The sequence below is a fragment of the Paenarthrobacter sp. NPDC056912 genome (genome assembly GCF_042786555.1).
Classification (GTDB): Bacteria; Actinomycetota; Actinomycetes; order Actinomycetales; family Micrococcaceae; genus Arthrobacter.
The window spans coordinates 135,769-158,048 of the sequence record NZ_JBHUCD010000002.1 but is presented as its reverse complement, the minus strand read 5'-3'; the positions used below and the strand labels follow the sequence as shown (position 1 = coordinate 158,048).

Genomic DNA, 22,280 nt, shown 5'->3' with positions numbered 1-22,280 from the left:
GAAATCATGTCAGCAAAAACTCAAAACGTAGACGAGCAGCAGTCACCGGCAATAGGCCAACACAAATTTGACAGGCTTGCAGCTATGATAATTGGGCTGGCGACCATAATATGGGGAATGATTGCGCTTGACATTTGGGGCGAATTTGAGTCCTGGTCTTTGTTTCCGAAAATCGCTGTTCACTCCCTTAGCGCAGTTACGGCAGTGGCTCTTTATCTTCTCTGTCGGATCCGGCAACTGCCGACGAATGTCACCCTGCTTATCGTCCTGCTGGGAGTAGCATTCTTCTTCATCGATGTCGCACTGGCGTTTCAATACAGCCCCTTCTTCGGCCTGGCACTGATCCTCTTAGCTATCCGGCGACGCCATCCAGTGATGGCATTCTCAGGCGCCCTGAGCCTTACGGCTGCGTTCATAGCAAGGTTTGTCCACGCAGTCGACGGTCCTCTGATACTTGTTACTGGAGTTGCTGTTCTTGGTCTGTCCGCATGGCCCGCCCCGTCCAAGAGGTAGCTCGGATGAGGCGGACCGTGTTGCGGCTGCTAGTAGGTCGTAACGGATACGCTTCCATTAGTGCTGACGCGCAACGACAATGCGATCACTTCGCTGTACGCACCATTCCAAGACTTTACTGCGGCGGTGTACGTAACTACCGCCTGCCCATACGTCCCGGAATCACGGACGTAGTAGGTATTGCGAATTGGATCTGAGACTGAAACGCCACCGTAGGTTGTTATCGAGCCGCAGCAATGCGAGGGGATCTGAGCATTTGCACCCTGATACTTCTCATACGTGGCGCGGAATGAAATAGAGATTGTTGACGTTTCGTGGGCGACTAAGCAGTTTTGGTAGCTTGCCCATCCGGCCCCACCGTATGTCGTACACTGCCCAATGGCAGCAAGTGTGGTCACGCCACCATGCGCGGAGATCGCTTCCTGGGGAAGCTCGATTGAGGATACTGAGATGGATCCGTCGACAAAGGTCTGCACCGTGGACCGCGATCCGTCGCGCTCCAGGACGTCGGTTGAGATGGGACTCGAACCGGCGATGTCCGCATCGAGGAAGGTTCCCGTTGCCGCCTTCTTCCTTAGTTCGGCCTGCGTTTTCTTTGCTACGCCCCATTTGTCCCAGAATGCCTCTGCCCGGGTATCACCTGTCCCATTCTTCGTCGGAGCCGCCGATGAGGGCGCGGCGACCCCAATACTCAGAAGCAGTATGGAAAGTAGCGCTAATACGGTTGCCTTGATCGGGCGGTTTCTTTTCATGTTAGCCTTCCTTGACTAGGTTGGTGAAAGCTGTATTGTTCTGGACCCACAATCGCAAAACCCACCCTTGGGACCCAGCGCCATTTGCACTGTTATAGCGCACTTTCAGTTGCGCGTATGCGCCTCCATTCCAGACTTCATTCCGACGTGGTATGGTCAGCTCGGGATTTGTGATATTGCCATAATAGGATAGGTAATAGGCGCCCCAAGCATCATTGATTTGGTCGTATCCGCTGGTATGGGTATATGTTGCACGAAATGCCAGGTCAACTGTGGAGTTGGCTTCTTGAACCAAGCAGTCGTAATTGACGGCGTAGCCACTGCCTCCGGAATACCCCTGACATTGACCTACGAACATCGGAGTTATGTCCGTGGTGCTGCTCGCCGACCGAGGGCGTTCCACTTTTGAGACCGTGATTGATCCGTCACTGAACCGCTTTACTGTCACATTTTGCGTAGGGGTGGAGCGAGATTCAACCGTCACGGGCGAAGAGCCCGGTTTGTCCGATTCCACAGCCTCACCCTTTCGGATCTTTTTCAGGAGTGCTTGTTCTTGTTGCGCTGGAACGTCGTACTCCGAATACCACTCATCAAGATGGTGCAGCCACTCCCGCAATTCCTCCTTAGAGTCGGAAACTCCACCGTTCGCACTCGCCGGCTGGGCGATGAGCATTGAGAATGAGAGTGCCGATATTATTGCTATGAACGATGCAAATTTTCGCATGATCCCCCGGTTCGTCGATCTGATATTCCTTCTTCGTCACCACTAGCCCAAACAGATAGGCATATTGTTTAGCCAAGCCAAACTTTGGTGACAAGGAAGACCTAATACCCACATCAAGAACCCGTCTAGTCACACAGGCCATGTCCTCGGCTAACAAAGGAAGGATGAAGATTAGGCGATTTTGAGCAGGCCTATGTCAGCGGTATATTCTGCCCATGGGGGAAGTTGATTATGATGAAATTTGCCGTCAGCTGCAAAGCAAAGGAATGCTGAGCGCCCACATGTGGCTAGTGCTCTACGCCTCAGGAGCCACGCCCAGGCAAATCGCAGACGCCTGTGATGTCCATCCGAACAGCGTGCATGGCATTCTTCGTAAGTACACTTCTAATCTCCCGCTGCTCACTAGGCTCCACATTAGTAACCTAAAGGTGGACGGCGGGAACGAATGCCGAAGTCCGCGCCGAAGCTTCTGGGCTGAGCGTCTTCATGAAGTTATGAATTATCAGGCCGACAAGGGAGTTCTTCCACACCCTAAACTGAGCGATCCGGTTGAAGGTCGGTTAGGCCGATGGCTGGACGCTCAACGAAAGTATGCAAAATCAGGGCGTCTCACTGAAGTCCAGCAGAGGATGCTCGATCAGCTGGGAAACTGGCGACCCACGTTTAGGCAGTCCCGCGATGAGGCCAGATTCAGGCAACGCTTCGAGGAACTAAAGTCCTTCTACTCTTCAACTTCACGCCTCCCAAGTTATCGCTCTACCAATCAAGATGAGAGGGGATTGGGTATCTGGCTGCACGGACGAAGAACTGACTCGCGTCGAGGAAAGCTGCGCGAAGAGTGGATGCTTTCACTCGACGTCGCAATCCCTGAGTGGCGGGGCAGCCGTCAAACGCCTTGACTAATCCTGGGGAGGCCACTCACGTGCGACTGTTCCACGCAGTTGAATATGTCGGGAGTTAATTCAACAGATTCAGCGCTAACAACCACATTCATGCCATTGGATCAGCCGATAGGGTAGGCCCCCCGTGTCTGTGTCAGCGGCATCGACGCCGCATTCGCTGTTAGGCCACCCATCAACTCCCGACCGTTCAGCGGGCGGATGGACTCGCCGCATACACTCACGCCCTCAAGCTATTTCGGATGCCACGGCTCCCGTGAAGCGGGCCTCCCAACAAAAAGGGTTGACAGCCCCGAGCCACCACTGCCAAACTACTTTGGAATCGATTCCACGGCCGCAAGGCCGTTTTTACAAACAACGTTTGGAATCGATTCCACGGATCAATAAGAACCACCGGCAAAGAAGCCACCCTCAGAACGCGGGACAGCCAAAACGCGCACTGAACTCCACCGCCCACAGACCCTAAAAGGAGCCACTTGTGGACTTGAACCGACCTGCTTCCCCGCTCCAGAGCCAGAACCAAGCAACGCCCCGCAACCGGAAAGCCCTCGCATCAGCGGCAATAGCCGCAGCCCTCCTCCTCAGCGCGTGCGGCGGGGGAGCCGCACCTCAAGGTGCGGAACAAGCGGCAGCTGCCGATCCGGCGTCGGGCGCTAATGCCAGCGGCGCCGTGAACATCTGCGGCGTCAAGGACGCAAGCGGCATCTACAAGGGCACGGCGGAGGCATTCACCAAAGCGAACGGCAAGGTCACGGCCAAGTACACCGAGATCGGCGCCACCACAGATGAAGCCCGCACGCAGATCGTGCAGCGGCTCGAGGGCAAGTCCACCGAGTGCGACCTCTTCCTCACGGACGTCATCTGGACCTCCGAGTTCGCGTCCCAGGGCTGGCTGCTGGACCAGACCAAGCTGGTGGAAGCCAACAAGGGCCGGCTCATTCCCTCCACTGTGGAAACCACCAAGTACCAGGACAAGTACTGGGCTTCCCCGTTCTTCACCAACGCCGGGTTGATCTACTACCAGAAGGACAAGGTGGCCAAGCCCGAGTCCTGGCAGCAGCTCTACGCGGAAGCCGCCAAGGTCCCCGGTAACGGGTACGTCTACCAGGGCAAGCAGTACGAGGGCCTCACGGTGAACTTCCTGGAAATGCTCTACAGCGCAGGCGGCGAAGTGCTCAACGACCAGGGCGACGTCACCATCGACTCCAAGGAAACCCGCGACGTCCTCAACTTCATGAGCGACGGCCTCAAGAATGGCTCAGCCGACCGCGCGGTCCTCACCTACAATGAAGACCCGGCCCGCCTCGCCTACGAGTCCGGCGACTTCGGATACCAGCGCAACTGGCCGCACGTGTACCGGCTGCTCAACGCGACACCGTTGGCGTCCACTTTCGGCGTCGCGCCGCTGCCAGCATGGGAAGGCGGCGAGGCTTCCGGCGTGCTCGGCGGCTGGAACCTCGCAATCTCGGCCCACTCCACCAACCAAGCCGGAGCTGTCGCGTTCATCGACTTCGCCACCACGCCGGACTGGCAGAAGCACGTGGCCATGGACTACTCCCAGGCTCCGGTCAACGAAGCTGCCTACTCTGACGCCGCGGTACTGCAAAAGATGCCGTTCGCCACGGAACTCCTCGCCTCCGTGAAGGGTGCCAAGCCGCGCCCGATCTCCCCGGTCTACCCGCAGATCTCGCAGGCGATCTACAAGAACGTCTACGCCGTCCTCTCCGGCACCGCCTCCACCGAGGAAGCCGTACAGAAGATGGCCGACGAAATCACCACAGCCAAGGCGAGCTTCTAGTGATGGCCATCAGAACACTCTCGCCAAGCCGGGCCGCAACGACAAAAACAAGCGGCCGCGACCGCGCCGAACGCAAGCTCGCGTTCCGCATGACGGCGCCGTCGCTGGTCATCATGGCCCTGGTTGCGGTGGTCCCCATCGGCTACGCGATCTGGCTTTCGCTGAACCAGTACAGCGTCCGCACCGCAGGCCTGTCCCGCTTCGTCGGCCTGGAAAACTACATCAACGCCCTCGCAAGCCAAGATTGGTGGGCCGCGTTCGGCCAGACCTTCCTCTTCGCGAGCCTGTCAGTCACGCTTGAGCTCATCCTCGGCACGGCCATGGCATTGCTGCTCAACCTCGCGTTCAAGGGCCGCGCCGTCCTGCGCACCGTGGTTCTGCTGCCGTACGCGATCATCACCGTGGTCAGCGCCATCACCTGGCAAACGATGTTCCAGCCCAACATGGGCCTGGTCACCAACGTCCTCTCCACTCTGGGGCTGCCGGGCGGCGACGTCGTCTGGCTCGGGGAGCACGGCTACGCGATGGCCGTGATCGTCATGGCCGACGTCTGGAAAACGACCCCCTTCGCGGCGCTTATCATCCTGGCCGGCCTGCAGGTCATCTCCGCCGAAACGTACGAGGCCGCAGAACTCGACGGGGCCAGCAAATGGCAGACCTTCGTCAACATCACCCTGCCACTCCTGCGCCCGGCAATCGTCCTCGCCGCGATCTTCCGCACCATGGACGCCCTCCGCGTCTTCGACCTGCCGTTCGTCCTCACCCGCGGCGCCAACGGCACCGAATCCATGTCCATGCTCGCCTACACCCAACTGCGCGAAAACCGGCTGGTGGGCGAAGGATCGGCGTTGTCCATCCTGACCTTCCTCACCGTCATGGTGGTCTCGGTCATCTACGTCCGCTTCGCCGGCGGCAACATCCGCGACGTCGCGAAGGAGGAACAATGAGCTCACTGATTGCAGAACGCCCGACGGCGGAACTTGCCGCGCGCCCCAAGACACCGAAGCGTCGCTTGCGTGGGGAATCGAAACTGCACCCCCTGGTGTGGGTGTTCGTGGTGGCCGTCATGGCTTTCTCGCTCATCCCGTTCTACTGGCTGGTCAACACCTCGCTCAAGAAGGGCGCGAGCCTGTCCCAAGGCGAGCTCTTCCCGAGCCAGCCGACCCTGGAGAACTATCTGGTGGTGTTCCAGAACCCCGAGTTCCTCCTGGCCTTGCGCAACTCGGTGATCATCGCCGTCGTGACTACAACGGTGGCGCTGGTGTTCGCGTCCTTCGCCGCCTATGCGCTGGCCCGGCTGAAGATGCGCCGCAAGGCGATGATCCTGACGCTGATCCTCTCGGTGACCACGTTCCCGGCCATTGCCATCGCGGCCCCGATGTTCTCCATCTGGCGCGAGATCGGGCTCTACGATACGTTGCTCGGACTCATCATCCCGAAGCTGACGTTCGCATTGCCGCTGGCGATCTACACGCTGACGTCCTTCTTCAAGGAGATTCCGCGTGAGCTGGAGGAATCCGCGTACATGGATGGCGCCACACCGTTTGTCGCCTTCCGCAAGGTCATCCTGCCCCTCGCGGTCCCAGGCTTGGCGACGACGGCGATCCTGGTGTTCATCTCGGTCTGGAACGAATTCCTCCTGGCCGTCACACTGACCACCTCGCCGGAGGCCCGTTCGGTTCCCGTCGCAATTGCGTTCTTCAGCGGCACCAGCGAGTTCGACCAACCTCTCGGCACCATCAGCGCCGCGTCGGTGATCATCACCGTGCCGCTCGTGATCCTCGTGCTCGTCTGCCAGAAGCGCATTGTTTCCGGCATGACGGCTGGTGCGGTCAAGGGCTAACGCCTTTCAAACCACTTATCCACAACCCAGAAAGAACAGGAACAACGTGAGCATTCAGCAGCAGGTCCCGTCCACAACCCTCAAGGTGGGAGTTGTGGGCATCGGTTGGGCCGGTCAGCAGCACCTCAAGGCGTACAGCAATATCGACGGCGTCGAGATTGTCGCCGTCGCCGGCATGGAAGCCGACCTTCTTGCCCAGCTGAAGGAGGAGTACAGCATTCCCCACACCTTCGCGCGCTGGGAGGACATGATAGAGCTCGAGGGCCTCGACGCCGTCAGCGTCGCCGTGCCGACGTTCCTGCACGCACCGATTGCGATTGCGTCGCTTGAGCGCGGACTGCATGTGCTGAGCGAAAAGCCGTTGGCGCGCAACGCCGTCGAAGGTCAACAGATGGTGGCCGCCGCTCGCAAGGCCGGCCGCGTCCTGGACGTTGCGTTCAACCACCGCCGCCGCGGCGACATCCAGGCGCTGAAGGAAGCGATCGACGCCGGTACACTGGGTCGCCCGTACTACGCCAAGGCATCCTGGCTGCGCAGGCAGGGCATCCCGATGCTGGGCAGCTGGTTCACCAACCCGGAACTCGCTGGCGGCGGGCCGCTTGCTGACATCGGCGTGCACGTCCTGGACTACTCACTCCACCTCCTCGGCGAGCCCAAGGTTCTGGCCGTCTCGGCGTCGACCCATTCCGAACTCGGCCCACGCGGCCTCGGCGGCAACGCCCGCTACACGGCGTCTAACTCCAGTCACAAGTTTGAAGTGGAAGACTTCGCCTCCGCGTTCATCCGGCTGGAAGGCGGCGGGACCCTGATCCTGGAAGCGGGATGGGCAACGTACCGCGACGAGCGGGACCTGATGGACTTCACCGTTTACGGGACCGACGGCGGTGCGGACTTGCGCTCGGTCGGAGCCTCCGAGAACCCGGTAGCGGACGTTCACGTCTTCACCGAGAAGGACGGCGAAAACGCGGACTTCGAAGTGGTGGCCGAACCCGGGCGAGCCCACCAGGCCGTCGTCGACGACTTCATCGCCGCCGTCCGCGGCGGCGAGACCGTGTGGGGAAGCCACGACGGTTCACTCGCCCTCAGCCGGGCCCTGGTGCTCGATGCCTGCTACAAATCCGCCCTTGAACAACGTGAAGTGGTGCTCTGAAATGTCTGATTCGAAATTGAAGATTGTCGTCTGGAACGAGGCCGTGCATGAGGCTCGCAACGAGCCTGCGACCATCGGCGACATGTACCCCGAAGGGATCCACGGCGCCATCGCCGCCGGGCTCCGCGGCTTCTACCCGGACTCCGAAATCTCGACGGCGACACTCGCCGATCCGGAGCACGGACTCTCTGAGGAGGTGCTGGAGCAGACGGACGTGCTGCTGTGGTGGGGGCATATTGCGCATGAGGAAGTCGCTGATGAAGTGGTGGAGCGGGTGCAGCGCCACGTGCTGGGCGGCATGGGCCTGGTGGTGCTGCATTCGGGGCACTTCGCCAAGATCTTCACTCGATTGTTGGGGACTACTTGCTCGCTGAAGTGGCGCAACGAGGGCGAACGCGAGCTGGTGTGGACGGTCAAGCCGTCTCACCCGATCGCGGCCGGCGTTGAAAGCCCCATCGTCATTCCCCAGCAGGAAATGTACGGCGAACTGTTCGATATTCCGGAGCCCGACGACCTGATCTTCATCAGCTCGTTTACCGGGGGAGAGGTGTTCCGCTCCGGCGTGACGTTCTCGCGCGGCAAGGGCCGGATCTTCTACTTCAGCCCGGGCGACCAGGAATACCCGGTGTACCACCAGCCGCAGATCCAGAAGGTGATCGCCAACGGCGTCGGCTGGGTGGCCCAGCCCGGTGCCTTCCGTGAGGCGCCCGAGGTCTCCAACCCGGCGCGGGGCTGGTTCGAGGCTTAGAGACGATGAATACTCCTCTTCCTAGTGGCCGTCCTCTGGGTGTGGCCGCGATCGGTTACGCCTTCATGGGGAAAGCCCACTCGAACGCGTGGCGGAATGTGGCCAGTTTCTTTGACGTCCCGGCCTTCGAGCAGAAAATGCTGGTTGGCCGGGACGCCGCCTTGGTTGCAGAGGCTGCCGCGAAGTACGGCTGGGCCGAATCCGCTACTGACTGGCGTTCGGTGATTTCGCGGGACGACATCGACATCGTGGACATCTGCGCCCCGGGCTGGATGCACGCGGAGATCGCTCTGGAAGCTCTGGCTGCCGGGAAGCATGTGCTCGTGGAAAAGCCGCTCGCAAACACTCTGGGCGAGGCTGAGTTGATGGCGGAAGCGGCCGCTTCGGCGCGGGACCGGGGTGTGCAGTCGATGATCGGCTTCAACTACCGCCGCGTCCCTGCGCTCGCGTTGGCCCGGGAGTTGATTGCCGATGGACGTCTCGGAACTGTGCGGCACGTCCGTGCCGCTTACCTTCAAGACTTCCTATCCGACGTCGAAACCCCCATGAGTTGGCGGCTCCGCAAGGAAACGGCCGGGTCCGGCGCGTTGGGCGACATCGCCTCCCACGCCATCGACCAGGTCCAACACCTCACGGGTGAGACCGTTACTGAGGTGACGGGAACGTTGCGGACTTTTGTGGCCGAGCGCCCCGGCCCCGGTGGAATGGAGAAGGTGACGGTCGACGACGCCGCGTGGACCACTTTAGGCCTGACCGGCGGCCTCAGCGCGTCGGTAGAAGCGTCACGAGTGGCTACCGGACAGAAGAACTCTTTAAAGATAGAGATCTACGGGTCTTTGGGTTCGTTGACGTTTGATCTGGAAAACCTGAACGAACTCGGCTTTCTGGACGCCACACTTCCCGTGCGGGAGCAAGGGTTCCGGCGGATCCTGGTCAACGAACCCGAGCATCCTTACGCTGCAGCGTGGTGGCCGCAGGGGCACATCATTGGTTGGGAGCACACCTTCACGCACCAGGTTCGCGACTTCCTCCTTGCTGTTCGCGACGGAAGCCAGCCGTCGCCGTCGTTCGATGACGGGCTGCAGATCCAGCGGGTGCTGGCCGCCGTCGAAGAGTCGGCGCGGAACAGGAGTGTGGTGACTGAGGTTCCAGCTGTCACCAAGGGAATCGGTGATCTTCAGGTTCTGGGCGCAAAATAGTTGGCCTGTTTCGCCGCGAAAGACCCTGCGCCACACTGGTTGTAATTGACTCCGCTGGGGATGGGCCGGAGGCACAGGGGCTGGCCGAAACGAGGAAGACGATGCAGAAAGCGCGAGTGGCGGCAGTGCTGACGTGGGTCTACGCCGCGGCGTTCGGGATCCCGGCGATTCCAGTCGGCATCTACCTCCTGCAGAACGGCTACCTGCCGATGTTCATGGACCTGTTCCCGATGTACGCAGGTCCGTGGGACGGCTTGCAAAGCTGGGCCTTCGTGGCGCTGCTCCTGGCGTTCCTCGTGGTAGTCCTGGCCGCGTCGTGGGCGGCTTGGCTGGCATGGCGGGGGCTCAAGTCCGGGCTGGTTGTTGGGCTGGCTCTTCTCCCTGTGGAAGCGGTGTTCTGGTTAGGCTTCGACCTGCCGTTCCCTTGGTTGTTCGGTGTGGCCCGCGGCTTGCTGTACGCGCTCGCTTTGAGGTCCTTGCGGCAGCGTCCGGATGGGCGGCTGGCCGGCGGCTAGGAGCGGGCGAGCTAGTGGTACTCGAACCATGTCAGGATCGCTTTCACCCGACGGTTGTCTTGGCCTGGTGGCATCCCCATTTTGAGAAATACATTCGCCACATGCTTACTTACTGCAGCACCAGACAGAAAGAGTTCCTGGGCAATTTCCGCGTTTGAACGTCCCTCCGCCATCAAGGCCAACACTTCCTGTTCACGAGGAGTGAGTCGTGCCAAGGGGCCGTGTTCTGAGCCTGTATGGGTGATATGCCTGACAACTTTGGGATCAATAACCACACCTCCTCCTGCGACGGTGTCCAGGACGCGAAGGAAGTCCGCAATGCGACCCACCTTCTCTTTCAACAGGTAGCCCACTGCCCCGTCTGCTCCCGGACCTTTCAATAGTTCCCTCACATACGGGCCTGTGACGTATGCAGAGAGTACGAGGATGGGCAGCCCCCGATGCCGGGAGCGCAGCTCGATGGCCGCGCGAAGTCCATCGTCGGTGTTACCTGGTGGCATCCGTACGTCGGTCAGTACCAGCTCCGGCAGTTCCGCGTCGCGCGCGAGTGAATCGACAGCAAGGATGAGCTCCGATGCGCTTTCGCACTCACGAATCACCTCGTGTCCGTTGGACATCAATATTTCGCGAATGCCGGCCCGCATCAACAGGCTGTCATCAGCCAACACAATTTTCATGAGTACATCCGAAGTAGCAGGAGGAAAGTCTCCATATTTACCATGTTGGTTCACACGGTGCCGAGGCTGTCACTTCTGTGCCACCGCCTACTGGACTGTTGATTTCGAGGTCCCCACCGATGCTCCTCATCCGTTCCCTTAGCCCCGCGAGACCGGACCCCGCCGCAATGTCGACTCCACCCTTGCCTTCGTCGCGCACCCGCGCCCAGACCCCAGCGCCCCCACACCGTAGTTCGATCCAGGCCTGGTCCACCTCCGCGTGCTTCGTTATATTCGTGAGTGCCTCCGAAATGGAAAAGTAGATTGCCGCAGCTGTGGGTGAAGACAACAGGGAATCCTCGCCCGTTGCCGTGAATTCGATGCGCAACGGTGAGCGTGCAGCGAGTTCTTCAACGGCAACTTTCAACCCGAAATCGCTGAGTTCCCGGGGATGGATGTCACGCACGGTTTGCCGCAAGCGCTCCAGCGCGTGCTCGGCTTGCTCTCTGGCGCTCGTGGCTTGCCTGGAGAGGGAGGTTTCTTCCCGGGTCAGGGCTGCGGCCTCCAACATTCCCAGACGCAACACGACTGCCATAAGCTCCTGTTGCGCCCCATCGTGAAGATCGCGTTCGATCCGTTGGCGCTCGGCTTCGAATGCCTCAGTCAATGAGGCCCGACTGCTGCGTAGTTTGTCGAGTTTGGCGATCAGGTCTTGCTCCGAGGCCGTGAGGAACGCCTTGAGGGAAGCATCGCGTAGCAACGAGATTGCCGTCAGGACGGCCGCAGTTACGACCCCGAGAAGTAGACCTACCGGTACAGCGACCCAGGCCTGTTGCAAACTCATCGGCTTGAACGGTCCAACTACCGCTTCGATCCCAAAGGCCCAGAGCACGGGATTGAAAACGAGCACCGAGGTGCTGATGAGTCCGAAGAACGAGACGATCAAAGACAACGCACACAACACGAGTGCGGTAAGAAAGACGGGCAGGTCTGTGCGCCACAATGCCCAATCTCCCAGGCGAAGGCGGATCCACGATCTCCAGCTTTGCCCAGGTGGGCGCAGCGGCATGGATGGTGCACCGCAAAACAGGGCACGACGTCGGTCGGCCTCGGCTACAGCGATCGCCGAAATTGGCAGGACGACCACGCTGGCGAGTATCACCGGAAAAACCGCACCCGCGATGATCTCCGTGAGCACACGACGACCGGAATGAAAGTGCGGCATTCACCCATTTTACCGGGAGGCCCTCGTGCTGAATGTAGAGCCAGCTCTACCACCCTAGGGGGCTAATACCCGTGCCCTGACTTCAAATTCAGCGTTGGATGAGTACATGCCACACAACAATAAGTCCCTCAACCCGTGCATCCGTTTGCGCGGGGTCACCATGGGGTTTCCCGTGCCCGGACGTCGTAAGGAGATCACACAAGTCCTTCAGGACATCACCTTGGACATCCCGGAGGGGCGCCTCACGGCGATCGTGGGCCCCTCTGGCTCGGGCAAATCTACGCTGCTCCTGTGTGCTGCGGGGCTCGAACAAGCGACCTCCGGCTCCATCGAAGTCCTCGGCACGAACACGCTCGCACTCAACCCCCGTCAGCGCGCCGCATTTCGCAGCCAAAACATTGGCTTCGTTTTTCAGGAATACAATCTGGTCAGCTCCCTGACCGTCGAAGACAACATCGCACTTCCCGCACGGTTGGCGGGCCACCGAATCCCACGCGCCACGGTCTCAGAGGCCATGACCCGCCTGGGAATCAGCAAGCTTGCGCGTCGACGGCCCGACCGTTTGTCCGGAGGTGAACGTCAACGCGTAGCTATCGCACGGGTTGTCGCCAATCAGTCGCGGATCGTGTTCGCGGACGAGCCAACCGGTGCGCTGGATCTCAAGTCCGGCCATGTGGTGCTGGATTGGCTGCAGGCACTGCCTGCCCAAGGGACTTCGGTGGTGATGGTCACCCACGATCCCCACGCCGCAGCCCGCGCTGACCACGTGGTGGTTTTGGGCTCAGGTCGCGTGCAACGGATCCTCCCGGGAGGCGATGCTCATGCCGTGGGCGAAGCGGTGCTCGCCGCTCAATCTGAGGACGAAACAGTCGGATCCAGCTCATGATCCGCCTCGTCCTGGCCGACATTCGCATGCAGGCGGCTATGTGGTTGTGGGCGCTGTCCTGCGCACTCATCGGTGCCGCATGTGCGGCCGGCTCACTCATCGCCATGTTCACGACTATCTCGGCCGCCCAGACTGCCGACGATTCGAGAATGGTCTCGGCTTCCATTGCACTCGGGGGAAACATCGTTTTCTTCACGGTGCTCGCCGCCATGGGTGTCATTGCTTCAACCGTCGGGCTGACCTTGACGACGCAACGCAGGGAGCACGCGCTGTGGGTGATCCTAGGGATCCCGCGCCACCAGGTCAGGGCCACTCTTCGCATCGAGCTCATGGTGCTGGGGCTGATCGCCGGCACGTTGGCCATTTTGCCAGCCCATCTGGTGGCTGGCATCACCATTCAGCAATGGGCCAATACCGGGCTCAACCTCCACAACGCCTCTGTGGCATTCCAGTTATGGCACGTCGGTATTTGTCTGCTCTCCGGGATCATCCCCTGTTTGCTTGGCGGATGGGGCGTGACCACAAGGGCTGCGCGAACACCCGAAATACGAGCATTCCGCGACGCAACCGATTCAGCCGCCAGGCCCGGGATCGCGCGCAGCATCTTCGCGCTGTGCCTCTTTGCCGGTGTAGTCGGCATGTGGATTCCCGGGCTCGGACTAGAACTCGGGGGCGGCTTGGCTCAACGAACTGCCTTCGCATTCGCCGGAAATTTGTTCCTCATCTGTCTGCTGCTTCTCATGGGTCCCTGGGTACTCACACCCTTGATGAAGCTGTGGACCGCTTTGGTACCCTCGCGAAACGTAGCTTGGCATCTGGCCGTGCAGTCGTGCCGCACCCGTGCCGCACGAAGTGTCACCACAGTGCTGCCTTTCGCGCTGTCCCTCTCCCTCGTCGGGCTTTTCATCGTGATGGGAAACGTGATGCCAAACAGCACCGCAGGCTTGGGAGACGTCCTGGTGGTACTGGGATGGGTCTTCGTTGTCGCGTGGGTGGGTGGTCTGGCCGTTATCGCTTTGGTGGGAAAGGAGCGACGACGCGACTCGGCACTGATCAGCGTCGCAGGCGCCCCGCCCGGAGTCATTGCGCAATCAGCAATCCTTGAAGGCGTCATTTACGCCGGCACTGCCATCGTCTTCGGCGCGCTCACTCTCGCCATCACCGGCATCACCATCGCCACAGGTGCCCGAATCGATGCCTTTGGCCTGTTTGCCGGGATCCCGTGGATCATTCTTGGCGGACTGGCCCTTGCAACGCTCGGCACGACCTGCCTGGCGCTCGCAGTTCAATCTGCCCAAGCCTCGCGAACGATCGCCGTGCGAGTCCTTCGCACATGAGCTCCTCCAACGCGCGATGTCCAATGGCGATCACCTTGCGGAGATTCAGTTCACGCAGGTCGCAATCCACAATTCAGTCCAAACCGTCTCACGAACTCATAGATCCCAAGGAACCCCACCCATGACCTCTCGATACCGGGCCCTGCCCGCAATCCTCGCAGCCTGCACCATCTCACTTGCCGCCACCGCTTGCAGCAGCGGTGATGAGCTGGCCGATGCTCCCAAGGATTCAAAGACCTTCGAATTCACGGGCACGAATCTCTCGATAGAGTCCAATGCCTCGGAGCTTGAGCTTGTTCCGGCGGATATTCAAGATATCCAGGTGGAACGACAAGTCAGCGGCTCTGTCAATGGCAACGCCCCCGAGTCGGAATGGGTTCTCGCAGGAAACACGCTGACGCTCAAGACCGGCTGTGCAGGAGTCTCGATCAGCTGCAAGGCCCGCTACGTGGTCAAGGTGCCCCGAAACGCCGTGATCAGTGCTGAAAACACCGACGGCTCAATCCAGGCTTCCGAAATCAGCACAGATCTAACAGCAACCACGGGCAAGGGAAACATTCGGTTGAACAACTTCAGCGGCCACAAGCTTGATCTGACAAGTGACAACGGAAACATCGCCGGAGACAGGATCTCGGCGCCGTCCGTGACCGCAACCTCGGACAATGGTGAGGTTCAGTTACGCTTCGGGGCTGTACCGGACAATGTCGGTGTGAAAAGTGATGATGGAAACGTCGAACTAGCCCTTCCTGAATCGGACTACCGGGTGGACACGAAGACGAAGCATGGCAAGGTGACCGTAAGCGTCGCCGAATCCAGCGCGAGCATGCGTGCCATACAGGTGGACACTCGCAACGGGGACATCTCCATAATGAACGGCCAGTAGGCTTCACCTTGTCCGCTGTACCCGCCTGATAATCCGCCAGTTGAGCTGTCCGCGCTCGTCGCTACTGAGCCTGGTGAACGTAGAGGTCGCGGAGCAGCGCGATCTCGGCTCCGTGGTGCAGGATCTCCTGGTTCTCCCACCACACGATCGACGGAAACGTCTCCTCGGCGTCGCTGCCGTACGGGTAGCTGCTTAGCCCGGTCCGGTCATAGTCGGACTCGTCGACACTGAGTAGTACCCGGCGCCAGTCGGCTGCAGCCTGACGGAATCTCTCGATAGCGCCGGCTGCATCTGGTCGTGATTCGTACGTCGCTCGATCGAACGTTCGGTCGCCCCCGAGGTGGTTGGCTCGGCCCAACAGCGTCTCGGAGATGTGGTCAAGCCGCCAGGCGATCGTGGTGAGGGGCGGAGGCCACGGACTTTCGGGGGCGCCGTCCCGCCCCCACTCGCCCGCGCCGATGAGCTTGATGGCGCCCGGTCCGGGCCCATCGGCGCGCCTACGCACCGACCAGCATGCGGCGACCGGTTCCCAGAGGTACTCAGCGTCCGTCAGTACCGGTACGACGACCTCGCTGTCATCACCCGAGTTGCTGGTGGGCCCGGCGAGGCGACTGAGAAGTCGTTCCGTCGCCCAGTCGTACTGCTCGAGCAGTGGCTTGAGTCGCTGGTTGGTCATCATGGCATAGAGCCTAACCTCCACGAGATGCCGTTAGCCGCCTAAGCGCTGTCGGTGTTCGTCTCTATCCACGCACCGTGACGGAGAACTTCCACACGACTTTTCCGGTGTCGGTCATGATGAAGCATTGACTCGCCCGGGTCCAGGACGAGTTCATCGTGAGGCGCTTCGTGTTGCACGCGGACTGCGTGCTGAAGTCTGTCGGGTACAGGTATGAGTAACCCTCAGCCTGCGCGGGCACCGCAACCGCGAGGCCTCCGGCGGCAAGTGCGATCGCTGCCGTAATACGGACAATGGTCTTTCCACGCTTCATAGTCTCTCCCCAAATAGGTCTGAACGAATATGGCCAAATTATCAGCGCGGACAGGGAGCCAAAATGGGTAGGAGTGCCCATGGCGGGCAATGCGCCAATGAATTCCGAGGATCATCTTCAAGCGGAAGACCTCCCTCACGCATGCCCGCCCGTCTCCAGCCCCGCACCCACAGCAGCCACAAATGCATCCGTCTCAGCTGACCGTCGACTCTTCAACCACAATGCCGACGTCCGCCAAGCCAAGGGATCACCAACCAGCGGCCGCCACACAATTCCCGACGGCAACGGCGTCCACGGCTCTTCGTTGAAGTGCACCCCACGGCCGGCCATGATCAGCCCGTGCGTGAAGTGTTGATTCCGCGCGTGAACGATCGCAGCCGGAAGATACCCGGAATCCCGGCACGTGTGCAGGAACGAGTCGTACAGCGTCGGGGCCATGTGCCGCGGGAAGATGACCAGCGGATTCCCGGCCAGATCGCCCAGCCGCACAGAGTCCAATGAAGCCAGCGGATGCGCAGCGTTCAGCACCACCCCGAGCGCACGAGAATACATAGCCCCCGACTCGAAACCCACGCTGCTCAAAGGGTGACGGACCACCGCGACGTCCAGTTCGCCGTCGCGCAGTCGCTCAACCTGCTCAACGGTGGTGAGCTCGTGCAGGTTCAACAGAACGTCTGGCGCAGACGCAGCAAAGAAAGAAACCATCGTGGACAGGGCAACCGGATTCGTGTCCGGAGGCACCGCCACCTGCAGGACGCCCGAAGCGCCGGGCCGGATCCGTCGCATCGACTCCTGCGCCATGGCCACGTGATCCAGCACCCCACGCGCATGCTCCAGCAGCAAAGCTCCGGCTTCGGACAGCTCCACACCTGTGCGGCGCCGGTGGAACAGCAGCACCCCGAGCTCTTTCTCCAGATCCTTGATGCGCTGCGAAAGCGGCGGCTGAGCCATGTGCAAACGCTGTGCCGCACGACCGAAATGCAGCTCCTCAGAGAGCACAACAAAGTACTTGAGATGGTGGAGGTCCATCGCCGCACCATATCAGTTTGGTATCAAGCCGAGTAGATATTGATGTTAGACGGGTCACATTCACCGATGGTCAGATGGAACTCAAGAAACCCCCAACGAACCCCCAACGAACCAAAGGAAACACCGTGTCCCAGGATGTCCTCTTCGAACAGACCGGCCCCACCGCCATCATCACGCTCAACCGCCCGGACAAGCTCAACGCCTGGACCGAGGCCATGCGCGGCGAACTCATCGACTACCTGGAAGGCCTCAAAGGCAACGACGACGTCCGCACAGTCATCCTCACCGGCAGCGGCCGCGCGTTCTGCGCCGGGCAGGACCTGGCCGAGACCGCGTCCATGAACCCCGAGGATCACGAGTCCGCCGAGGCCTGGATCGACGGCTTCGACCGCCTCTACCGCGCCGTCCGCAACCTCGACCAGATCACCATCGCGGCCGTCAACGGCGTCGCCGCCGGCTCCGGTTTCCAGTACTCACTCCTCTCGGACCTCCGCGTCGGTGACTCCAAAGTCCGCATGGGTCAGCCTGAAGTCCTCTCCGGGATCCCCAGCATCACCGGCATCTGGGCCATGTGGAGCATCCTGGGCAAGTCCAAGACCTCCCAGTTCGTCCTTACCGGCGAACTGGTGGACGCTGCCGAGGCCCAGCGTCTTGGCCTCCTTAACTACTTGGCGGACGACGGCGGCGTGCTGGCTTACGCCGAGGACCTCGCCGCACGCTTGAGCCTCCTTCCTCCGGGTGCAGTCCGCTTGACCAAGAACCGCCTGCGCAGCCTGGAAGACGACGACCTGAGCGACGCCATGGCAGAAGCCAAGCGCGTGCACCGCGAGGCCTACGGCACCGGAGAACCGCAGCGCGAAATGGCCCGGTTCCTCGCCGGCCGCCGCTGAGAAGACGGGACACCAACGTGAAAACAGCAACCCAAGACCGATATACCGAACTGCGGAACAGCCACCGCTGGGAGGTGCCGGAGCTCTACAACATGGCCGTCGACGTGGCCGACCACCACCCAAGGGACAAGCGGGCACTCATCCTGGAGTCCGCCGTCGAAGGTCAACGCGAGGTGAGCTGGGGCGAAATCCAGGACCGCTCCCGGCAGATCGCGGCCACCCTCCAAAAGGCCGGCATCAAGAAGGGCGACCGCGTCGCCGTCCTGTTGCCGCAGCGTTCCGACACCCCGGCCGCGTACCTCGGTGTGCTCAGGACCGGCGCCATCCTGGTCACGATGTCCTTGCTCTGGGCTGCCGAGCCGATCCGGTTCCGGCTGGAGGACAGCGGCGCGACGGTGATCATCGCTGAGGGCTCCGCGAAGCACCTGTTCAAGGACTACGACGGCACGTTCATCGACATCGACAGCCCGGACATCGCGGCTGCCGCACCAGAATTCGTGGACGTCGAAACCAAAGCCGACGACCCCGCGCTCATCTTCTACACCTCGGGCACTACCGGCCGCGCGAAGGGAATCGTCCACGCGCACCGGACCCTGCTGGGCCACAACGAATTCGAGTACTGCCACCAGATCGGCGACGGCGATGTGTTCTATGGTGCGGGGGACTGGGCGTGGTCGCTTGCCAAGCTCATGGGCCCGCTCCGGCTCGGCGCCACGCACCTGGTCTTCCGGCCCAACGGCGGCTTCGACCCCGCAGCCCTGCTGGACAGCATGAGCCGCCACCGCGTCACCAGCGCGCTGGTCAATCCGACGTTCCTGCGCAAGATGCGCGAAGACGTGCCCGACGCCGGTAGCCGCTTCCCGCTGTCCCTGCGGACGGTTTGCTCGTCCAATGAGCCGCTGACGCCGGATTTGATCGTTTGGTTCGAATCGCAGTACGGGCTGACGCTGCTGGACTACTACGGTTCTACGGAGTCGTATCCTCTGCTGGGGAACTACCCTGATGTGCCGGTCAAGCCGGGTTCCATGGGCAAGCCGCTTCCGGGCTGGGAGGTCAGGCTCCTGGACGAGAACGAGCAGGAAGTAGCTGCGGGCGAGACCGGCGAGATCTGCCTTCGGGCGCGATCCAACCCGCAGTTTCCGCTGGGATACTGGAACATGCCGGAGGCGTCGGCCACGGCATTCGGGGGCGGTTGGTACCACACGAAGGACCAGGCCTACACGGATGATGACGGCTACTTCTGGTTCCTGGGGAGGACCGACGACGTCATCAAAACGTCCGGATACCGTGTGGGCCCTTATGAGCTGGAGGCAGTCATCCGCGAACTCGATCCCGTGCGGGACGTGTCAGTGACCGGCGTGCCCGACGAGCTCCGCGGCCAGTCCATCAAGGCATGGATCGAACTGATGCCCGGTCACGCTGGGGGAGCGGACCTGAGCGAAACCATCGTGGCGCACGTGAAGGAGAACTTCTCCCGCTTCGCGTACCCCCGGTTCATTGAATACGTCACCGCGCTGCCGAAGTCGGCCACCGGAAAAGTCCAGCGGGCCCAGCTCCGCGAACTCCCACACGTTGTAGCCTCTCCCCGCCTCGAAGGACAACAATCATGAATACGATGACCGAGAAAGTCGCTGAAACCGAGTCTTCCCCCCGGCGCAGCCTGAAGCGCGTAGCCGCGGCGGCCGCCGTCGGAAATTTCGTTGAGTGGTTCGACTCCGCGGCTTATGCGGTCATGTCCGTCACCATCGCGAAGCTCTTCTTTCCGGATTACTCCACGACGGCGTCACTGCTGGCCGTGTGGGCGATCTTCGCCGGCGGCTTCATAGCCAGGCCGCTCGGAGCGGCATTCTTTGGACGCTATGGTGACCGGATTGGCCGCAACAAGATGCTTGGTCTGTGCGTGCTGATCATGAGCGCGGCGACGTTCTGCATCGGCATCCTGCCGACGTTCGCGGTGATCGGCGTGTGGGCTCCGATCCTGCTGTTCGTGTTCCGAGCCGTCCAGGGTTTTACGACCGGCGGGGAGTACACGGGGTCGTCGGCTTTCATTGTTGAGTATGCGCCGGAAGGCAAGCGGGCCACCTACGCGAGCATCATCCCGGCCACCGTTGGCCTGGCCTCGGTTGCCGGTGCGCTGCTGGGCGTAGCCATCACTTCCACTCTGAGCTCCGCCGACCTTCAAGCGTGGGGCTGGAGGATTCCCTTCCTGTTGGCTGCGCCACTAGGCCTGATTGGCCTCTATATACGGTCAAGGGTTGACGACACGCCGGTGTTCCGTGGGCTGGAGAAGACGGGCGAAGTGGCCAAGCGGCCCCTCGGCGACGCCATCCGGATGTGCTCACGGCAGATCTTCACACTCTTCGGGTACAGCATCACCAATGCCATCGCGTACTACCTCATGAGCAGCTACATGATCGCCTACATGACCTCGAGCCTGGGCTACTCATCGGCCGAATCAATGATCACCAGCGTGATTACGATGCTCGTCTACACGGCGGTTTGCCCTTTGGCAGCCCGTGCCAGCGATCGCTATGGACGCAAGCCCATGTTGCTGGTGGCCTGTATTGGCTTTGTGGTCATGACTATTCCGGCTTTCTCGATCATGCCGTTGGGACTCGGCTTCGCGATCCTGGGTACCAGCATTCTGGGTGCTTTGGTGGCTGTCATCGGTACGTCCAACGTGCCGGCCCTGGTGGAGATGTTCCCGTCATCGGTTCGGGCTTCCGGATCTGCGATCGGTTACACGCTGGCCTACGTACTGTTCGGTGGGACCGCTCCGTTCGTGGCGACCGGCCTGGTGGCTGGTTTCGGGACACCGCTGGCTCCGGCCTTCTACCTCATGGGCATGGCACTCGTGTCAGCCGTGGTTGTGGTCCTGTTCTTCCGCGAGACGAAGAACCTGTCACTGTCCCGGACCACGGTTCTGTAGGTCTATTTCGCGCCTGGTGCCCCGGCTGCTCAGTCTGATGACTGGGCAGCCGGAGTTCTATGAGGGACTTGAGCTGGCTGCTGGAGATAGGGGTGGACCTGCCTCTCCCAGTATCAGCTTCCACTCTGCCTGGAGCCAGGAAAGCCCGAAGGAGATACTGTCGCCGTCAGCGTCAGTCGCTGTCGCCTCCTGATGATCGGGTGAGTGCCGTTCGGTCCATGAGAGGTTGACTCTGCCGTCGAGTGCTTCCGCCTGGGCCACCAAGATTTCGGCAGCCTCCTCTCTTGCTTGCATGTCAGTCGCCGAGAGGTCGAGAAGTTTGTCCGTATCACCGCCGCGCACAGCATCGAGCACAGCTTGTGCCGTGGAGTCGCGTTGGCCCATATCCGGGTTGGCGATATTGTCGCAACTGGCCAGTGTAAGACAAAGGATCGCAGCAAGGGCTATATGCAGAACTCCGCGGTAATGCCGCTTCATGAACTTGGATCTCCCTAGATTCAGTTACGTTCGAAGCGCATACCAGGCTGCGTAAGGAAATGAGGAATGCAGATTCCAGATGCTTCTGTTCAACGTATCATTCGTGTGGTAGCTGACCCGGATATCCCTTTGGGCATTTACCCACGGACGGCTCTGGTTTGGCCCGCTGTACCACCATCCGGCGTCCGACAGGTACCAACCTGGTTGCTCTACCCACCCTCCGGCATGCAGGCTTTGCGAAACAAAATTTTGACAGTCGTTACCAAACTGTCGAAAAATTGGATTGCGACCGTAAGCCCACGATCTCGCGTAAGATGTCATGGCTCCGTAGTCGTAACCTGCTGCGAACGTGCTTATCCTTGGGCTCGATTGTCCACTCTTTCTCGTTTTTGTTCTTGGTGAAATGGACTATCTGTGCGTAGCCATGAGAATCAATAACACTAATCCGGTCGCGCCCACTCGTCTTACATGTGCTTGCATTCTTAGTCTCCACACGTTCTTGGGTTGATGAACTTCTGAACGTAGGGCCAGATTTTGCGTTTAGATGTTGAAAACCTGAAAATAGGTGTTGATTAGGGCGCTCTAGGTGGTAATGACGCCAGAAATGAGTGGTGAATTGATCGGTCTAGGTGCTGTGCCTTCGGTTGTACTGAACATGATGGCCAGTAGCGAAGACGTACCAGGAGGTGCGCTCCGAACGGAGGCCAAAGTGGTGCGTGCGCCGATGGTTTGAGCTTTCTGGAAGCCTGCCAGTGTCCTGGGACCTGCAAAGAGTGCTTAGCCTCGGGAGAAGCGCAAGGGCCAACGAAGGCGGCCAAGGCCAGGAAAGGGGCAGCCC

At 60.7% G+C, this 22,280-nt stretch carries 24 protein-coding genes; 15 read left to right on the top strand and 9 right to left on the bottom strand.

Annotation, left to right across the window (positions count from 1 at the left end):
- Window positions 1–6: 6 nt before the first annotated feature.
- On the top strand, window positions 7–513 hold the full coding sequence (locus tag ACFRJ9_RS02745; RefSeq protein ID WP_377664160.1) for a hypothetical protein: 507 nt from the start codon (window positions 7–9) through the stop codon (window positions 511–513).
- A 29-nt stretch (window positions 514–542) separates the two neighbouring features.
- On the opposite strand, the gene ACFRJ9_RS02740 is transcribed toward ACFRJ9_RS02745, so the two are convergent.
- Both ACFRJ9_RS02740 and ACFRJ9_RS02735 read right to left on the bottom strand, forming a co-directional pair.
- Window positions 543–1,265 (bottom strand): hypothetical protein, encoded by a 723-nt coding sequence (locus ACFRJ9_RS02740; protein ID WP_377664157.1) that lies wholly within the window; start codon window positions 1,263–1,265, stop codon window positions 543–545.
- A gap of 1 nt (window position 1,266) precedes the next feature.
- Window positions 1,267–1,938: a hypothetical protein gene (locus tag ACFRJ9_RS02735; RefSeq protein WP_377664155.1), complete on the bottom strand. Its 672-nt coding sequence runs from the start codon at window positions 1,936–1,938 to the stop codon at window positions 1,267–1,269.
- Window positions 1,939–2,204: 266 nt separating this feature from the next.
- Between ACFRJ9_RS02735 and ACFRJ9_RS02730 the strand changes: the two genes are divergently transcribed.
- The 8 genes from ACFRJ9_RS02730 to ACFRJ9_RS02695 all read left to right on the top strand — a co-directional run bounded on the left by ACFRJ9_RS02730 (window position 2,205) and on the right by ACFRJ9_RS02695 (window position 10,141).
- Window positions 2,205–2,888, top strand: a complete 684-nt coding sequence (locus ACFRJ9_RS02730) for a helicase associated domain-containing protein (RefSeq protein ID WP_377664153.1) — start codon at window positions 2,205–2,207, stop codon at window positions 2,886–2,888.
- Between the two features lie 478 nt (window positions 2,889–3,366).
- Window positions 3,367–4,686, top strand: a complete 1,320-nt coding sequence (locus ACFRJ9_RS02725) for an ABC transporter substrate-binding protein (protein WP_377664151.1) — start codon at window positions 3,367–3,369, stop codon at window positions 4,684–4,686.
- A 2-nt stretch (window positions 4,687–4,688) separates the two neighbouring features.
- Window positions 4,689–5,633 (top strand): carbohydrate ABC transporter permease, encoded by a 945-nt coding sequence (locus ACFRJ9_RS02720; RefSeq protein ID WP_377664149.1) that lies wholly within the window; start codon window positions 4,689–4,691, stop codon window positions 5,631–5,633.
- The gene (locus tag ACFRJ9_RS02715) at window positions 5,630–6,529 is read left to right on the top strand and encodes a carbohydrate ABC transporter permease (RefSeq protein WP_377664147.1); all 900 of its coding nucleotides are present in this window, start codon (window positions 5,630–5,632) and stop codon (window positions 6,527–6,529) included. The genes ACFRJ9_RS02720 and ACFRJ9_RS02715 overlap by 4 nt, the downstream gene beginning before the upstream one ends.
- A 46-nt stretch (window positions 6,530–6,575) precedes the next feature.
- On the top strand, window positions 6,576–7,679 hold the full coding sequence (locus ACFRJ9_RS02710; RefSeq protein ID WP_377664145.1) for a Gfo/Idh/MocA family protein: 1,104 nt from the start codon (window positions 6,576–6,578) through the stop codon (window positions 7,677–7,679).
- A 1-nt stretch (window position 7,680) separates the two neighbouring features.
- Window positions 7,681–8,427: a ThuA domain-containing protein gene (locus ACFRJ9_RS02705; protein WP_377664143.1), complete on the top strand. Its 747-nt coding sequence runs from the start codon at window positions 7,681–7,683 to the stop codon at window positions 8,425–8,427.
- 5 nt (window positions 8,428–8,432) lie between these two features.
- Complete coding sequence (locus ACFRJ9_RS02700) at window positions 8,433–9,626, top strand: Gfo/Idh/MocA family protein (RefSeq protein WP_377664141.1); 1,194 nt, start codon at window positions 8,433–8,435, stop codon at window positions 9,624–9,626.
- 101 nt (window positions 9,627–9,727) lie between these two features.
- Complete coding sequence (locus ACFRJ9_RS02695; protein WP_377664139.1) at window positions 9,728–10,141, top strand: hypothetical protein; 414 nt, start codon at window positions 9,728–9,730, stop codon at window positions 10,139–10,141.
- An 11-nt stretch (window positions 10,142–10,152) separates the two neighbouring features.
- Here ACFRJ9_RS02695 and ACFRJ9_RS02690 read toward each other — a convergent pair whose 3' ends face one another.
- Complete coding sequence (locus ACFRJ9_RS02690) at window positions 10,153–10,818, bottom strand: LuxR C-terminal-related transcriptional regulator (protein WP_377664137.1); 666 nt, start codon at window positions 10,816–10,818, stop codon at window positions 10,153–10,155.
- Window positions 10,819–10,855: 37 nt separating this feature from the next.
- Window positions 10,856–12,022, bottom strand: coding sequence for a histidine kinase (locus ACFRJ9_RS02685; RefSeq protein WP_377664135.1), 1,167 nt, complete (start codon window positions 12,020–12,022; stop codon window positions 10,856–10,858).
- A gap of 106 nt (window positions 12,023–12,128) precedes the next feature.
- Between ACFRJ9_RS02685 and ACFRJ9_RS02680 the strand changes: the two genes are divergently transcribed.
- From ACFRJ9_RS02680 to ACFRJ9_RS02670, 3 genes are all read left to right on the top strand, one after another.
- Window positions 12,129–12,908 (top strand): ABC transporter ATP-binding protein, encoded by a 780-nt coding sequence (locus ACFRJ9_RS02680; protein WP_377664133.1) that lies wholly within the window; start codon window positions 12,129–12,131, stop codon window positions 12,906–12,908.
- A complete protein-coding gene (locus ACFRJ9_RS02675; protein ID WP_377664130.1) occupies window positions 12,905–14,245 on the top strand; it encodes an FtsX-like permease family protein in 1,341 nt (446 codons plus the stop codon). The genes ACFRJ9_RS02680 and ACFRJ9_RS02675 overlap by 4 nt, the downstream gene beginning before the upstream one ends.
- Before the next feature lie 121 nt (window positions 14,246–14,366).
- Window positions 14,367–15,128 (top strand): DUF4097 family beta strand repeat-containing protein, encoded by a 762-nt coding sequence (locus ACFRJ9_RS02670; protein ID WP_377664128.1) that lies wholly within the window; start codon window positions 14,367–14,369, stop codon window positions 15,126–15,128.
- Window positions 15,129–15,189: 61 nt separating this feature from the next.
- On the opposite strand, the gene ACFRJ9_RS02665 is transcribed toward ACFRJ9_RS02670, so the two are convergent.
- From ACFRJ9_RS02665 to ACFRJ9_RS02655, 3 genes are all read right to left on the bottom strand, one after another.
- Window positions 15,190–15,807 carry a DinB family protein gene (locus ACFRJ9_RS02665; protein ID WP_377664126.1) on the bottom strand — a complete coding sequence of 206 codons (618 nt, stop codon included), beginning with the start codon at window positions 15,805–15,807 and terminating at the stop codon, window positions 15,190–15,192.
- A gap of 61 nt (window positions 15,808–15,868) precedes the next feature.
- Window positions 15,869–16,117 carry a hypothetical protein gene (locus tag ACFRJ9_RS02660; RefSeq protein WP_377664124.1) on the bottom strand — a complete coding sequence of 83 codons (249 nt, stop codon included), beginning with the start codon at window positions 16,115–16,117 and terminating at the stop codon, window positions 15,869–15,871.
- A gap of 135 nt (window positions 16,118–16,252) precedes the next feature.
- A complete protein-coding gene (locus ACFRJ9_RS02655; protein ID WP_377664122.1) occupies window positions 16,253–17,146 on the bottom strand; it encodes a LysR substrate-binding domain-containing protein in 894 nt (297 codons plus the stop codon).
- 125 nt (window positions 17,147–17,271) lie between these two features.
- On the opposite strand from ACFRJ9_RS02655, the gene ACFRJ9_RS02650 reads away from it, so the two are divergent.
- Genes ACFRJ9_RS02650 through ACFRJ9_RS02640 form a run of 3 tightly spaced genes read left to right on the top strand, consistent with a single transcriptional unit; the run spans window position 17,272 to window position 20,965 of the window.
- Complete coding sequence (locus ACFRJ9_RS02650; protein WP_377664119.1) at window positions 17,272–18,036, top strand: enoyl-CoA hydratase/isomerase family protein; 765 nt, start codon at window positions 17,272–17,274, stop codon at window positions 18,034–18,036.
- A 17-nt stretch (window positions 18,037–18,053) separates the two neighbouring features.
- Window positions 18,054–19,646, top strand: coding sequence for an acyl-CoA synthetase (locus tag ACFRJ9_RS02645; RefSeq protein WP_377664117.1), 1,593 nt, complete (start codon window positions 18,054–18,056; stop codon window positions 19,644–19,646).
- Window positions 19,643–20,965, top strand: a complete 1,323-nt coding sequence (locus ACFRJ9_RS02640; RefSeq protein ID WP_377664115.1) for an MFS transporter — start codon at window positions 19,643–19,645, stop codon at window positions 20,963–20,965. Before ACFRJ9_RS02645 ends, ACFRJ9_RS02640 begins: the two co-directional genes overlap by 4 nt.
- A gap of 57 nt (window positions 20,966–21,022) precedes the next feature.
- Here ACFRJ9_RS02640 and ACFRJ9_RS02635 read toward each other — a convergent pair whose 3' ends face one another.
- Window positions 21,023–21,442 carry a hypothetical protein gene (locus ACFRJ9_RS02635; RefSeq protein WP_377664113.1) on the bottom strand — a complete coding sequence of 140 codons (420 nt, stop codon included), beginning with the start codon at window positions 21,440–21,442 and terminating at the stop codon, window positions 21,023–21,025.
- A 24-nt stretch (window positions 21,443–21,466) separates the two neighbouring features.
- Window positions 21,467–21,799, bottom strand: coding sequence for an amidase domain-containing protein (locus ACFRJ9_RS02630; protein WP_377664683.1), 333 nt, complete (start codon window positions 21,797–21,799; stop codon window positions 21,467–21,469).
- Window positions 21,800–22,280 lie beyond the last annotated feature (481 nt).

What these genes read in the sequence shown, in the direction of transcription:
- ACFRJ9_RS02680 (WP_377664133.1), top strand. Translation starts at nt 12,129, where the DNA reads ATGCCACACAACAATAAGTCCCTCAACCCGTGCATCCGTTTGCGCGGG.
- ACFRJ9_RS02670 (WP_377664128.1), top strand. Translation starts at nt 14,367, where the DNA reads ATGACCTCTCGATACCGGGCCCTGCCCGCAATCCTCGCAGCCTGCACC.
- ACFRJ9_RS02660 (WP_377664124.1), bottom strand. Translation starts at nt 16,117, where the DNA reads ATGAAGCGTGGAAAGACCATTGTCCGTATTACGGCAGCGATCGCACTT.
- ACFRJ9_RS02675 (WP_377664130.1), top strand. Translation starts at nt 12,905, where the DNA reads ATGATCCGCCTCGTCCTGGCCGACATTCGCATGCAGGCGGCTATGTGG.
- ACFRJ9_RS02705 (WP_377664143.1), top strand. Translation starts at nt 7,681, where the DNA reads ATGTCTGATTCGAAATTGAAGATTGTCGTCTGGAACGAGGCCGTGCAT.
- ACFRJ9_RS02635 (WP_377664113.1), bottom strand. Translation starts at nt 21,442, where the DNA reads ATGAAGCGGCATTACCGCGGAGTTCTGCATATAGCCCTTGCTGCGATC.
- ACFRJ9_RS02665 (WP_377664126.1), bottom strand. Translation starts at nt 15,807, where the DNA reads ATGATGACCAACCAGCGACTCAAGCCACTGCTCGAGCAGTACGACTGG.
- ACFRJ9_RS02745 (WP_377664160.1), top strand. Translation starts at nt 7, where the DNA reads ATGTCAGCAAAAACTCAAAACGTAGACGAGCAGCAGTCACCGGCAATA.
- ACFRJ9_RS02640 (WP_377664115.1), top strand. Translation starts at nt 19,643, where the DNA reads ATGAATACGATGACCGAGAAAGTCGCTGAAACCGAGTCTTCCCCCCGG.
- ACFRJ9_RS02690 (WP_377664137.1), bottom strand. Translation starts at nt 10,818, where the DNA reads ATGAAAATTGTGTTGGCTGATGACAGCCTGTTGATGCGGGCCGGCATT.
- ACFRJ9_RS02695 (WP_377664139.1), top strand. Translation starts at nt 9,728, where the DNA reads ATGCAGAAAGCGCGAGTGGCGGCAGTGCTGACGTGGGTCTACGCCGCG.
- ACFRJ9_RS02655 (WP_377664122.1), bottom strand. Translation starts at nt 17,146, where the DNA reads ATGGACCTCCACCATCTCAAGTACTTTGTTGTGCTCTCTGAGGAGCTG.
- ACFRJ9_RS02720 (WP_377664149.1), top strand. Translation starts at nt 4,689, where the DNA reads ATGGCCATCAGAACACTCTCGCCAAGCCGGGCCGCAACGACAAAAACA.
- ACFRJ9_RS02740 (WP_377664157.1), bottom strand. Translation starts at nt 1,265, where the DNA reads ATGAAAAGAAACCGCCCGATCAAGGCAACCGTATTAGCGCTACTTTCC.
- ACFRJ9_RS02730 (WP_377664153.1), top strand. Translation starts at nt 2,205, where the DNA reads ATGGGGGAAGTTGATTATGATGAAATTTGCCGTCAGCTGCAAAGCAAA.
- ACFRJ9_RS02700 (WP_377664141.1), top strand. Translation starts at nt 8,433, where the DNA reads ATGAATACTCCTCTTCCTAGTGGCCGTCCTCTGGGTGTGGCCGCGATC.
- ACFRJ9_RS02735 (WP_377664155.1), bottom strand. Translation starts at nt 1,938, where the DNA reads ATGCTCATCGCCCAGCCGGCGAGTGCGAACGGTGGAGTTTCCGACTCT.
- ACFRJ9_RS02715 (WP_377664147.1), top strand. Translation starts at nt 5,630, where the DNA reads ATGAGCTCACTGATTGCAGAACGCCCGACGGCGGAACTTGCCGCGCGC.
- ACFRJ9_RS02685 (WP_377664135.1), bottom strand. Translation starts at nt 12,022, where the DNA reads ATGCCGCACTTTCATTCCGGTCGTCGTGTGCTCACGGAGATCATCGCG.